A 13,219-nucleotide genomic window follows, 5' to 3' on the forward strand; every position below is an offset into this window, starting at 1 on the left:
AGGAGACGTTAATGGGGCTTTCGACAAAATTTTCCGGGATTATTCCCCCGGTGTCTTCGATCTTCGCCGCCGATGGCGCGCTGGATGAAACCGGAATGCGGCGCGTGATCGATTATCTGATCGCCGCCGGCGTGAATGGGTTGTTTTTCCTCGGTACCGGCGGCGAGTTTTCGCAAATGTCCGCGACGGAGCGGATGCGCTTGACAGAAACGGTTGTTCACCTGGTGGATGGCCGCGTTCCGGTACTGATTGGGGTGGGCAGCACCAATACGCGGGAAGCGGTGGCGCTAAGCCGCCATGCGCAATTGTCGGGGGCGGATGCGGTCGTTGCCATCAATCCCTATTACTGGCAAATCACCGAGGATAATCTGTTCGGCTACTACGGCGCCATTGCGCAGGCGGTAACGCTGCCGGTGATTTTGTACAACTTTCCGAAACTGACCGGGCAGGACCTCTACCCGGAACTGGTGAAACGCCTTGCGGATGCGCATGCCAATATCGTGGGTATTAAAGACACTATCGACTCGGTTGCCCATCTGCGCGACATGATCGCCACCGTGAAGTCCGCCCATCCCGATTTCAGCGTGTTCTGCGGGTTTGATGACCATTTGCTGAACACGCTGTTGCTGGGCGGGGACGGGGCGATTTCCGCCAGCGCCAACTTTGCTCCGGACCTGTCTGTCGGCCTGTATCGGTCGGTATGCGATGGCGATTTGGCGCAGGCGGCCGCGCTGCATAAGACCATCCTGCAATTGCCGAGGCTCTATCAGATCGACAGCCCATTTGTAAATGTGGTGAAAGAGGCGATGCGGTTGACGGGGTTGGATATTTCGACTTTCTGCCTGCCGCCCACTCAGCCTTTGAGCGAGAAGCAGAAAGCGCAGGTCAGGCAAACGCTGATCGACGCCAATATCTTGCCGCAGGAATAGCTCAGGCTACGGATAGCGCTGGTTACCGCTGTGACCCAAGGGAAACAGCGCCTTTCATTCTAATCAATAAGTGAAGAAGCCATGTCTATTAATACTATTTTTAATCAAGACAATGCGCAGGTCTATGACATTTATACGCACGCCGCAGGTCCGCAGGGGGCACTGCCGCTGACGCCGGAAATGCTGATAGATTCGCCGAGCGGCCATATTTTCGGCCTGACGCTCAATGCCGGTATGGGTTGGGATCCGAACAAGTTATTGGGCAGCGAGGTGCTGATTCTCGGCACCCAGGGCGGCATCCGTGATGCGGACGGCACGCCGGTGGCGTTGGGCTACCATACCGGCCACTGGGAAATCGGTCTGCAAATGCGCGCCGCCGCCGAGGAAATCGCGCTTCATCGCGGCGTGCCGTTTGCCGGCTATATCAGCGACCCGTGCGATGGGCGCTCTCAGGGAACCACCGGGATGTTTGATTCCCTGCCGTACCGCAATGATGCGGCGATGGTTTTTCGTCGTCTGATTCGTTCTCTTCCCACCCGTAAGGCGGTGATTGGCGTCGCGACCTGCGATAAAGGGCTGCCGGCGATGATGATTGCGCTGGCGTCGATGCACGATCTGCCGACGATCATCGTCCCCGGCGGCGCCACGCTGCCGCCGACGCACGGCGAGGATGCGGGCAAAGTACAGACGATCGGCGCGCGTTTCGCCAATCACGACCTGACGCTGGAAGAAGCCGCGATGCTCGGCTGCCGGGCCTGTGCCTCGCCCGGCGGCGGATGCCAGTTTCTCGGCACGGCGGGAACGTCGCAGGTGGTGGCCGAAGGGTTGGGATTGGCGTTGCCGCATTCCGCGCTGGCGCCTTCAGGGCAGGAAGTCTGGCTGGAAATTGCCCGTCAGTCGGCGCGTGCGGCGCTGACGCTGGAGCGCAAGGGGCTGACGACGCGCGATATTCTGACCGACAAGGCGATTGAGAACGCGATGACGGTACATGCCGCTTTTGGCGGTTCAACCAACCTGCTGCTGCATATTCCGGCCATTGCCCATGCCGCGGGATGCCGCCTCCCCGACGTGGAACAGTGGACCGCCATTAATCGCCGGGTTCCGCGTTTGGTCAGCGTGTTGCCCAACGGTCCGGTTTATCACCCGACGGTACGCGCGTTTCTGGCGGGCGGCGTGCCCGAAGTGATGCTGCACCTGCGCGCGTTGGGGCTGCTGCATGAAGACGTGCTGACCGTTACCGGCGAAACCCTGGGCGACAACCTGGCATGGTGGGAAAACTCGGAGAGACGGAAAATATTCCGCGAGCGTTTGCAACAGCTGGACGGTATTCACCCGGATGAAGTGCTCATGAGTCCGGCGCAGGCGCGCACCAGGGGTCTGACATCAACCATTACCTTTCCCGTGGGCAATATCGCCCCTGAAGGTTCGGTGATTAAATCGACGGCGATAGACGACTCGGTGGTGGGAGAGGACGGGGTTTACCGGCATACCGGTAAAGCCAGCGTCTTTGTTTCGGAAGAACTGGCGATTAAAGCGATTAAACAGGGCGATGTGCACCAGGGCGACATTATGGTGATCATCGGCGGAGGGCCGTCGGGAACCGGGATGGAAGAGACGTATCAGGTTACCTCGGCGCTGAAACATTTACCCTATGGCAAATACGTCTCGCTGATTACCGATGCCCGCTTTTCCGGAGTGTCAACCGGAGCCTGCGTCGGGCACGTCGGGCCTGAAGCCCTGGCCGGCGGGCCGATTGGCAAACTGCGCGACGGCGATATGATTGAAATTATCGTCGATCGCCGGAAACTGGCGGGATCGATTAATTTTATCGGCAGTGAGGAACAGCCGCTGACGCCGGATGAAGCGGCCGAGGTGCTGGCGAAGCGTGAAGCTCATCCTGATTTGCGTCCTCATCCTGAATTGCCCGATGACACCCGTTTATGGGCGGCGTTACAGGGAGCCAGCGGCGGAACCTGGAAAGGCTGTATTTACGATACCGATAAAATTATTGAAGTATTGCGAGCAGGAGTAAAGGCATTAAATAAATAATGCTGAAAAAATAATAATATAATTATCTAACTGGAAATAATGTGATGACGCGTATTACCGCCTTGTTTAATTAAACAAGCGGTAATATGCCATCGGGTCGGTTTTATATTTAATTTCCGACGTGTTTTATATGACGTCTGTCATGTTGCAAACTGCCGATATGTTGGCTGCCTGTCTGCGCCTTGAAATCAATCGGATATAGTGGTGAGAAATGAATTTTATTTCAGGATGAGTAGGTCTGATTATCAGGGAAAACTATAAATAATAGAAATCTATCTTGCCTTTAATAATACGAAAACCCGGAGTTACTGATATGCCATTATTTATTGTCTGTATCGGGATCTTTTTCCTGCTTATTTTAATCATGAAGTTAAAATTAAACACCTTTGTTTCCCTGCTTATCGTCGCCTTTGGCGTGGCGCTGGCGCTGGGCATCCCGCTCAACGGCGTAGTCAAGTCCATCGAAAAAGGGCTGGGAGGCACATTAGGCCATATTGCGCTTATTTTCGGCGTGGGCGCCATGCTGGGGCGATTAATCGCCGATGCCGGCGGCGCGCACCGTATCGCGGTGACGCTGATTAATCGGTTTGGCGAACGCCATATTCAATGGGCCGTGGTGATTGCTTCGTTTATTGTCGGGATTGCGTTGTTTTTTGAAGTGGGATTGGTATTGCTGATCCCTATTCTCTTTACCATGTCACGGCAATTAAACGTTTCCATTCTGCACCTGGGCATTCCGATGATTTCCGCGTTGCTGGTTACTCACGGATTTCTGCCGCCGCATCCTGGTCCGACGATGATTGCGGGGGAATATGGCGCGGATATCGGTACGGTATTATTTTACGGCATTATCGTCGGTGCGCCGACGGTGGTTATTTGCGGTCCGCTATTCAATAAAGTGGCGAAATTGATTGTTCCGGAAGGCTTCAGCAAAGTCGGGAATATTGATTCTCTCGGCATGCAGAAAACCTTTCAACTGGAAGACACCCCGGGATTCGGCATCAGCATATTTACCGCCATGCTGCCGGTCATATTGATGTCGGTTGCGACGCTGGTGTCGATGGTGCAGCAGCAAATCGGCGTGCCCGATAGCCTGTTTACCGACATTATCAAATTTCTGGGCGACGCATCGGTCGCCATGATTATCTCTTTGCTGTTCGCCATCTATTCCATGGGGCTGAGCCGGGATATCGCGGTGAAAGATCTGATGTCTTCATGCAGCTCCGCGGCTGCCGGTATCGGGATGATGCTGCTGATCATCGGCGGCGGCGGCGCGTTCAAGCAGGTGCTGATCGATGGCGGCGTGGGTAGCTATGTCGCCGAACTGTTTTCCGGCACCTCGGCTTCCCCCATTCTGCTTGCCTGGGGCGTGGCGGCTATTTTGCGCGTTTCGCTCGGCTCCGCCACCGTCGCGGCCATTTCCACCGCCGGGCTGGTGATACCGACTCTGGCGCAAAGTCACGCCAATCTGGCGCTGGTAACGCTGGCCACCGGGGCGGGCAGCGCAATCGCTTCTCACGTCAATGATGCGGGCTTCTGGATGATAAAAGAGTATTTCGGATTGACGATGAAAGAGACCTTTGCGACCTGGACGCTATTGTCGACGCTGGTTTCAGTCTTTGGCCTGGCCTTTATCCTGCTGCTTAATATGGTGATTTGACGGGCTTGCTCTGGTGTGGCTTGACGTCATGCCAGAGCGGCAATCTCAACCTTCATAGCCAAGGCGTCGGGATAGCTCTTTGGACGCGGCTTTCAACAACACGATGTAGTCGTTGAATTCCTCGTCGGAAACGCGATTGGTCAGCGTCGACATACTGATTGCCGCGATGGTGCGACGGGCATGATTCCAGATAGGCACCGAAATACATCTCACGCCCTGTTCATTTTCCTGGTTATCCAGCGCATAGCCATTCTGGCGTACGAATTCCAGCGCTTGCAGATAGGTTTCCCGATCGACGATGGTATTGGGCGTCCGCTGGGTAAATTCATAGTCCTGCAACAGCGCGTCGATTTCATTTTGCGGGTTGAACGCCAACAGCACCTTACCAATCGCCGTGGCGTGAACGGGTAAACGCCGGCCAATGCGCGAAAAGGTAATCACGGCCAGTTTCCCTTCGACTTTATCGATATACACCCCCTCTTTGCCGTCCAGAATGGCAAGGTGCGTGGTCTGGCCGGTTTGCGACGCCAAATCCAGCAGGTAGCTGCGCGCCTTTTCGCGAATATCAATGGAGTTCACCACCAGATTACCGCGCTCTACCAGCTTCATCCCTAATCGATATTTGCCGTTTTCACGGTTCTGATCGATGTAACCCGCTACCTGCAACGTTTTCAGCAGGGAGTGCAGGGTACTTTTATGTAGACCCATTTGCGTGCTGATATCGGTAATTTTGATTTCAACATTATATTCGTCAAAAAGGTCCAGAATACGTAAAGCGCGTTCCACCGACTGGATGATTGGCATAGGAAAACCAACTGCTTATGAGGGGTAGGGTGAATTTTCGCATGGTACTACGTCGGTCAGGGTAAATCAATTTGCCGCGCTTGATCGGATAAGGGCGCGCCCCGCGGATTTCCTTGCCCGCGGGGCGGCCAGGGCGGGCTATTTCATGCCGGCGGCGATGGCGTCGACGTTATGTTTAAACGCCGCGGCGTAGGTTGCGGCGGGACCGGACGCATCGGTCAACGCCTCCGGGTACAGCTCGCCGCCGGGCCGCGCGCCGCTGGCATTGGCGATTTGCCGCACCAAACGGGGATCGGTCTGGTTTTCAATAAAGTAGGTGGTGATTTTTTCTTGTTTGATTTGTTTAATCAGCGAGGCCACTTTTTTACTGCTGGCTTCCGATTCGGTGGAATAGCCCACCGGCGACAGGAATTTCACCCCGTATGCCTGGCTGAAGTAACCGAAAGCGTCATGGCTGGTGAGCACTTTGCGTTTTTCCGGCGCAATATCGGCAAAGGTCCGTTTCGCGTAGTTATCTAGTTCGGTTAACTGCCGGATATAGGCTTCACCCTGCTTACGGTAGTAGTCGGCATTTTGCGGATCGGCTTCGCTCAGGGCGGCGGCGATGTTGCGGGCGTAGACCACGCCGTTGCCCATGCTGTTCCAGGCGTGAGGATCGGTTGCGGTTTTGCCGTCTTCAACCATGGTCAGCGTCTGAATGCCGTTAGACGCGGTGACCACTTTGCCGGCGTAGCCCGATGCGCTTACCAGCCGATCCAGCCAGCCTTCCAGCCCTAATCCGTTGACGAAAACCACATCGGCTTTGGCCAGCGTTTTGCTGTCGCGCGGAGAGGGTTCGAATTCGTGGGGATCGCCGTTGGGTTTGACCAGATCGGTTACCGTAATCCGATCGCCGCCAATATGGCTTACCATATCGCCCAACACGGAAAAGCTGGCTACCACATCCAGATTTTTCGCCGTCGCCAGCGGACTTAACAGCAGGCCGGATAATGCAATCGCTAATAGTGAAGGTTTCATTTTTTCCTCATAAAGAATAGATAACGAATCAGCGGCGCGGGCGCAGCATGCCGCCGTTGCGGCCGAAGCAAACCGAGAAACAGAAAAACAGCGTAACGGTCAGGATAATCGCCGGTCCGGCGGGCAGGTCGGCGTAGTACGACCAGAGCAGCCCAATCAGGCTGGCAGCCATGCCGAGCGCCACCGCCGTCGCCAGCATCACCGGCAGTCGCTGGGTCCAGAAACGCGCGCAGGCGGCCGGCAGCATCATCATGCCGACGGCCATCAGCGTGCCCAAAAGCTGAAAACCGGCCACCAGATTCAGCACCACCAGCGACAGGAACAGCGCGTGGATCGCCGCGCGATAGCGGCCGGAGGCGATACGCAGAAAAGTAACGTCAAAGGATTCGATCACCAGCGCCCGGTAGATAACGGCAAGCACCGCCAGAGAAGCGGAGCCGATAAGGGCGATGTCGATCAGCGCCGCCCGATCGACGGCCAGAATGGAGCCGAACAGCACATGCAGCAAATCGATACTGGAGCCGCGCAGGGAGACCAGCGTGACGCCCAGCGCCAGCGACCCAAGATAGAATCCGGCAAAGCTGGCGTCCTCCTTCAGTTCCGTGCGGCGGCTTACCAGACCGGAGAGCATGGCGACCGCCAGCCCGGCGATAAATCCGCCGATCCCCATCGCCAGCAGCGACATGCCGGAAACCAGATAACCGATCGCCACGCCGGGCAGTACGGCGTGGGAGAGGGCATCGCCGATCAGGCTCATTCTGCGCAGCAGCAGGAAACAGCCCAGCGGGGCGGCGCTTAGCGTCAGCGCAAGGCAGCCGACCAACGCCCGGCGCATAAAACCAAATTCCGCGAAAGGCGCGCTGATTAAATGAAACAGCATCATAAGGCGACGCTCCTCAGGGGAGGGAAGGCTGGCGCTTCCTCCCTGGCGGACAACACGGATCGGCAGGCCCCCCAGCGGTGTTCGCCGTTGGCGAGTTGCAACGCCAGGGGGAAATAGCGCTCGACCAGATCCAGATCGTGCAGCACCGCCAGAATGGTGCGGCCTTCTTGATGCAGTTGCCGAACGATGTTCAGCAGCGTCAGCGTTGTCTGGCCGTCGATGCCGGTAAAGGGCTCATCCAGCAGGATAATCGGCGACTGCGTCAGCAACAGACGGGCGAACAGCACGCGCTGCAACTGACCGCCGGACAGCTTGCCGATATGTTGATGGGCGAACGCCGCCATATCGACCGCCTCAAGCGCCTGCATGGCCCCGGCGCGCCAGCGGCCGGTAACGCCGCGCAAGATGCCGCAATGGGGCAGGCAGCCCATCAAGACCAGATCGCCGACGCTGACGGGAAACTGCCGGTCAAACTCGGAGAGCTGCGGCAGATAGCCAATGGCGTTTTTTTTCGCGTTATCGATGGTGAAAGCGCCGGAGAGCGGCGGCAACAGGCCGGCCAGCGTCTTTAGCAACGTGGATTTCCCGCTGCCGTTAGCGCCGATAATCGCCGTCAGCGAGCCGGCCTGAAAGCGTCCGCTCAGTATCCCCAACGGCGCCTGTCCACGGTAGCCAAAGGCCAGTTCTTGTAATGCGATCATGGCAATATCACCGCCCAGCCAACCAGCAGCCACTGTAGCGACAGCAGCGCTGATACCAGCAGTAGCCGTTTGGCGGCGGAGAGGGAATACAGGCTGGTCATGGTTATCCGCTTATATTGGTTGATTGTTATAATATAACATAACACTTTTATTTTACGGCGGAATAGTGGAATAGGTAAAAAAGTATTTCCGCAAGGCGGCGCGTGAACATTAGCGCGGTGGTTTGGCGCAGGCGCGGATCCGCAGTGCCCGAGGCTGGACATTCATGGAGGGTATTGTATCCACATGGTATATTCTTTTGGCGCCAGTCATGGTCACTGGCTCGGCACTGTCGGTTTTAGCGGGAAGGTTAATGGATATAGCTCAAATCGTAGCGATGCCGCGTGCGCTGGTGGTGGATGATCACCGCAAAATCCGCGAGCCGCTCGCCGTATACTTGCGCCGCCATGCGTTTGATGTGCGCACCGCCGAAAGCGCGGCGGGGATGTGGCTGATGCTGAAAAACCAGCCGTTTGATATCGTCATTCTGGATGTCATGCTGCCCGATGGGGACGGTATGACGTTGTGTCATCAGATCCAACGGCGCTGCAACATCCCTGTGATTCTGCTGACCGCGCGCGGCGATATCGACGATCGTATTCGCGGGCTGGATCTGGGGGCCGATGATTATGTGGTCAAGCCGTTCGAGCCGCGGGAACTGGTCGCCCGTATGCATAGCGTTCTGCGCCGACAGAGCGTAAACCGGCCGGAATTCTCGCATGCCGATACGGTTAACAAGCGGGTAATCTATCGTTTTGGTGGTTTACACTTTATGCCGACAAGCGGAATACTCAGTAACGATGAGGGCGCCACGGTGCAATTGAGCACCATGGAAGGGCGCCTGCTGAGCGCTTTTTTGCAACATCCCAACATCGAGCTGAGCCGCGATCGGCTGATTGATCTATGCGTTCGCAATGGGGAGGACGTGTTCGATCGCAGCATAGATCGGCAAGTCAGCCGCCTGCGCGGCAAGCTCGCCCATTTTCTGCGCGATCGGGAACTGTTGATCACAGTCTGGGGCCGCGGCTATCTTCTGGCGACGGACGTGAGCGTGCAGCCGGCATGAGGTGGCTGCGCCGCTGTATCCCAAGGCGCATGGGCAATCAGTTAGCGCTGCTGCTGGTGCTGGCGTTGGCGATATCCAATGCCATCGCCATCGCCTGTATCCAGTTTACCGGGGCGCTGCTTCATCCTGTGTCGCGCACGCTGGCGCTTGAGCGGCTGACCATCGCCTATCAGGCGGCGGAGAGCCTGTCGGCAACGGACGCCGGGCGACTGCTTACCTCCATGAATGCCGGCGATACCCGCTTCTGGACCGCGGCGTCTCCTGACGTCAGCCCGTTTGATATGCGGCCGGAGGAACGCCGGCTGGCGGCGGAGCTGGCCGCTCGTCCGCCAATCGCGCAGGGAATATCCATCGTCATGCAGTTGGAAAGGACGGACGGCGGATTGGCGCGCGGGCATTTCTTCAGTGCGGCGCGTTGGGAGCCGCTGCGGCTGCGCACCACTATCCGGCTGCCGGACGGGCGGTATCTTAATGGTATACAGCACCCGATTCAGGCCTATGAATGGAGCCGCCTGCTGTCCTACTCGCTGCCGGTCGCCAGCGTGCCGCTGCTGCTGATTGTGGCGCTCTTTATGCGGCGCGTGGTGCATCCCGTCAAGAAGCTGGCCGACGCGACGGATCGCGTCAGCCGGGGAGAATGGATAGCGCCGCTGCCGTTATCCGGTCCGCAGGAAGCGCGCGAACTGACGCAGGCGTTTAACGTCATGCAAGAACGGATCGCCCGTCACGTTGAAGGCCGAACCCGGGTGCTGGCCGCCATCAGTCACGATTTGAATACCCCCATTACCGAACTGCGTCTACAGGTCGAACTGCTGGTGGAGGGGCCTGAGCGCGACGACATGCTGGAAAGTCTGGCGGAGCTCGGCGCGATGGTGAGCGAAACCCTTAATTTTGTGCGCGGCGACGCGCAGCAAGAGCCAACGAGCAGGTTGTCGATTACCGATATACTCGACGATTTAGCCAAGCGCTACCGCATACTGGGGCATCAGGTGACATGGCCGGGAGCGGCGCCGATGGCGATCCGCGGGCGGCCGTTGGCGCTAAAACGCGCATTGGGCAATTTGATCGACAATGCGATAGTGCACGGCGGGGACGCGACCCTAAGCCTGTGGCGTGAGGGCGACAACGCGCGTATTGAAATTCTTGATCGCGGTCCGGGCATTGATGCGGCCAGTCTGGAACAGGTTTTTGAGCCTTTCGTGCAACTGGGACGACATCGCGGACGCGGGGACGGTGAAATCGGCGCGGGAATCGGATTGGGGCTGTCCATCGCCCGCGCCTGTATTCATGCGCACGGCGGCGAGCTGATTCTGGAGAATCGCCCGCCGGCCGGACTCTGTGCGGTGGTATGGCTGCCCGCGGATTAGAAAGTGATGTTGGAGCCAAACCAGAAGGTGCGGCCGTAGTTCACCGTACCGTAGGTTTCATCATCCAGACGTTTGTCGTTCAGATTGTAAACCGCGCCGTTTAGCTCGACCGCCGGGGTCAACTGGTAGGAGACACCGATATCGGCCGTGGTGTAGCCGGGAGACGGTTCGGCGCTAACCGTATTGCCGAACTCTTTGCCGTAGTAGTTGGCTGCGGCCCACAGCTGTGCTTTCTCGGTCACATTCCACTCGGTACGCAGGTTGGCTTTTTGCTTCGGCGTCAGCGCCAGCGGCGCGCCGGCGTTGGCGCCGCTTTTTTGCTCCGAGTCGGTATAGGTGTAGTTGCCTTTCAGGGAGAGCGTTGGCGTAATCTGCCAGCGTCCGTTCAACTCAACGCCGCGAATAACCGCTTTATCAATATTGATTCGCTCCATAATGATAAAATTATTCCAACGCCGATCCGTGGTGTTGGTTGAAAGTTTATCCCGAAAGTCGTTATAGAATACCGTTGCGCCGGCCGATAGGTTATCGCGGTTGGACCAGAGCGCCGACAGCTCATAGTTGGTGCTGGTTTCCGGCTTCAGGTTCGAGTTGCCGAACATCACGTAGGTATTACGGCGCAGCACGGCGTAATCATCGATAACCGCACGCAGTTCCGGCGCCTTAAAGCCTCTGGCGATACCGCCTTTGACGGTCCATTCGTCATTCAAATGCCATACCCCGTAGAGTCGGGGATTGAAATGACTGCCGTATTTTTCGTGGTGATCCAGACGCAGGCCGGTGGTCAGCGCAAAGCTATCGGTAAGCCGCCACTCGTCTTCGGCAAACAACGCTTTTTGGATGACCTGGAATTTGTAGTTTTTCCGATCGCCCACGCCCTGATTCCAGTCATGCAGCGTGCTCTGGTTCCATTGCACGCCGGCCGTCGCGACGTGGTAGTCGGTTGGCGCCACCAGCTTGGCGTCGAATACGGTATTCCTGATTTCAGGTTTACGCCCCAGAACATCCGCCTGTCCGGCGGTGGCGACGCCCTCACGGCTGGTTTTTTCCTGCGACAGCGAAAGGTTTGAGGTCGCCCAGCTCCAGCGTCCTTCATGAGATACCGACCAGTGATCGCGATGGTTCTTTTGTTCCCTGGTCGCCCAGTTGGGGCTGGTGCCTTCGCCATTCTTCAGCCGCGTGGCGCCTGCTTCCAGCAAAATGTCATGATTGGCCGTTGGCGTAAAGGACAGCCGGCCGGTCAGATCGCGATGGTCGGCTTTGGTGAAACCGTTGGTATTCTGAACATCATCGTCGGCCTGACGGTTCAGATAACGTCCCCATAGCTGTAGTCCTACGAGATCTTCAATCACCGGCCCATTGAGATAGAACTGGGTCTGGCTGGCGTTGCCCTGATCGCTGTGCTGGCGTGCCGAATAGTCATAAGACACCGAGCCGCCCCATTCACGCGCCACTTTGCGGGTGATGATATTGATAACGCCGCCGATGGCATCCGAACCGTACAGCGACGACATCGGGCCGCGAATCACTTCAATACGCTCAATGGCCGCGGCTGGCGGGACAAAACTCTGTTCATAACCGGCATTGCCGTTGACGCGGGAATCGCGTCCGCTCTGACGTTTTCCATCCACCATCAGCAGGGTGTAATCACCGGGCATACCGCGAATGGAAATATCTGTTTCATTCGCGCCGCCGTTTACCGTTACGCCTTCCACGTCGCGTACCGCATCTCCCAGATTCTGGATGGAGCGTTTACGCAGATCTTCGCCTTTAATCACGGTAATGGAGGCAGGGGCGTCTTCCTGGAGCTGTTCAAATCCGGAAGCCGTAACCACCAGGGTATCGTTTGCCTGTTCTTCCGCCTGGGCGTAGAAGCTAATTGGCAGGGCCAGCGCGAGCTTGATGACGACGGCCAGCGGACGTTGGTGAAAGCGCGATTGCATGAGGAGATATCTCTCTGAAAGTTTATTAAACGCGAATCATACGCATGCGCATTAATAAAAATTGGACAAGGTGTGACAACGAGAGAAAGTTGGCGATGGCGGGCGATTACGCTCAGCATTCACCCTTGAAAAGAACCGACAATTGTCCATAACGACTACTGACAAAAGAAGACGCATACCGCTGGCTCAGCCTCCCGGTTAAAGGTTTAGGCCATGTCGTCCCCATTTCTCGGATTGCCACAGAGAGCGGCGCTCTGGAGGTTTTGGATCTGATCGGCAGGCTGGAACACGGCGTTTTTTCATGATTTTTTATCGCCTGATAAAAACCGCCCATGCCTCGGAAGCCTGGACCGGATATGGCGCCAAACAATATGGCGGACGCTGGAACCATAAAGGATATCCTGCCATCTATGTTTCCACATCGATTATTATACCGTCCAGCATCATTCCAGCCGAGAATAACGCCATACTTAATCCGAATCATCCCGGCTTTACGCCATGCCTGAGCGGTACGCGAGAATTGCCATTCTTCTTTGACCGACGATTAATGAAATAGTCGATATTGCCGCTGTTCAGGCGTCAGCACCCAAAGATATGTAGATAGTAAAAGTCGGTTTTAAGCTACAGCAAAAAATAATAAGGCCCCGAATTTACGGAGCCTTCAGACTGTTGACAAAGTAAGCATCTATAATACCGACCCCAAATCCGTCATTCCTCTACGGGGGGGGAAAGCGGAGAGAGGTCTTCACTGCTGGCGCTGT

The 13,219-nt window shown here is 56.8% G+C and carries 11 protein-coding genes and 1 pseudogene; 7 read left to right on the forward strand and 5 right to left on the reverse strand.

Going from position 1 to position 13,219, the window contains the following annotated elements; genetic code table 11:
- The first annotated feature begins 11 nt into the window (after positions 1-11).
- From DDT56_RS09250 to DDT56_RS09260, 3 genes are all read left to right on the forward strand, one after another.
- Positions 12-929 (forward strand): dihydrodipicolinate synthase family protein, encoded by a 918-nt coding sequence (locus DDT56_RS09250; protein ID WP_136166155.1) that lies wholly within the window; start codon positions 12-14, stop codon positions 927-929.
- Positions 930-1,010: 81 nt separating this feature from the next.
- A complete protein-coding gene (locus tag DDT56_RS09255; RefSeq protein ID WP_136166156.1) occupies positions 1,011-2,978 on the forward strand; it encodes a YjhG/YagF family D-xylonate dehydratase in 1,968 nt (655 codons plus the stop codon).
- Positions 2,979-3,291: 313 nt separating this feature from the next.
- A complete protein-coding gene (locus tag DDT56_RS09260; protein ID WP_136166157.1) occupies positions 3,292-4,638 on the forward strand; it encodes a gluconate:H+ symporter in 1,347 nt (448 codons plus the stop codon).
- Between the two features lie 45 nt (positions 4,639-4,683).
- Here the strand turns inward: DDT56_RS09260 and DDT56_RS09265 are convergent, their stop codons facing one another.
- From DDT56_RS09265 to DDT56_RS09280, 4 genes are all read right to left on the reverse strand, one after another.
- Entirely contained in the window at positions 4,684-5,442 is a 759-nt protein-coding gene (locus tag DDT56_RS09265; RefSeq protein ID WP_136166158.1) for an IclR family transcriptional regulator, read from the reverse strand.
- A 138-nt stretch (positions 5,443-5,580) separates the two neighbouring features.
- Positions 5,581-6,459 (reverse strand): metal ABC transporter substrate-binding protein, encoded by an 879-nt coding sequence (locus DDT56_RS09270; protein ID WP_136166159.1) that lies wholly within the window; start codon positions 6,457-6,459, stop codon positions 5,581-5,583.
- Positions 6,460-6,487: 28 nt separating this feature from the next.
- A complete protein-coding gene (locus DDT56_RS09275) occupies positions 6,488-7,342 on the reverse strand; it encodes a metal ABC transporter permease (protein ID WP_136166160.1) in 855 nt (284 codons plus the stop codon).
- On the reverse strand, positions 7,339-8,043 hold the full coding sequence (locus DDT56_RS09280; protein ID WP_136166161.1) for a metal ABC transporter ATP-binding protein: 705 nt from the start codon (positions 8,041-8,043) through the stop codon (positions 7,339-7,341). Before DDT56_RS09280 ends, DDT56_RS09275 begins: the two co-directional genes overlap by 4 nt.
- Before the next feature lie 352 nt (positions 8,044-8,395).
- Here DDT56_RS09280 and DDT56_RS09285 point away from each other — a divergent pair, with 352 nt between their 5' ends.
- A complete protein-coding gene (locus tag DDT56_RS09285) occupies positions 8,396-9,148 on the forward strand; it encodes a response regulator transcription factor (RefSeq protein ID WP_136166162.1) in 753 nt (250 codons plus the stop codon).
- A 29-nt stretch (positions 9,149-9,177) separates the two neighbouring features.
- Positions 9,178-10,515 (forward strand): ATP-binding protein, encoded by a 1,338-nt coding sequence (locus tag DDT56_RS09290; RefSeq protein WP_136166163.1) that lies wholly within the window; start codon positions 9,178-9,180, stop codon positions 10,513-10,515.
- Here the strand turns inward: DDT56_RS09290 and DDT56_RS09295 are convergent.
- A complete protein-coding gene (locus DDT56_RS09295; RefSeq protein ID WP_136166164.1) occupies positions 10,512-12,458 on the reverse strand; it encodes a TonB-dependent receptor domain-containing protein in 1,947 nt (648 codons plus the stop codon). The two genes, DDT56_RS09290 and DDT56_RS09295, sit on opposite strands and share 4 nt — an antisense overlap.
- Before the next feature lie 164 nt (positions 12,459-12,622).
- On the opposite strand from DDT56_RS09295, the pseudogene DDT56_RS09300 reads away from it, so the two are divergent.
- Positions 12,623-12,763, forward strand: a pseudogene (locus DDT56_RS09300) (antitoxin Xre/MbcA/ParS toxin-binding domain-containing protein); the annotation flags it as partial.
- On the forward strand, positions 12,760-13,014 hold the full coding sequence (locus DDT56_RS09305) for an RES family NAD+ phosphorylase (RefSeq protein ID WP_136166165.1): 255 nt from the start codon (positions 12,760-12,762) through the stop codon (positions 13,012-13,014). The pseudogene DDT56_RS09300 and the gene DDT56_RS09305, both read left to right, overlap by 4 nt.
- Positions 13,015-13,219 lie beyond the last annotated feature (205 nt).

Source organism: Brenneria corticis (assembly GCF_003115855.1).
GTDB classification, from domain to species: Bacteria; Pseudomonadota; Gammaproteobacteria; order Enterobacterales; family Enterobacteriaceae; genus Brenneria; species Brenneria corticis.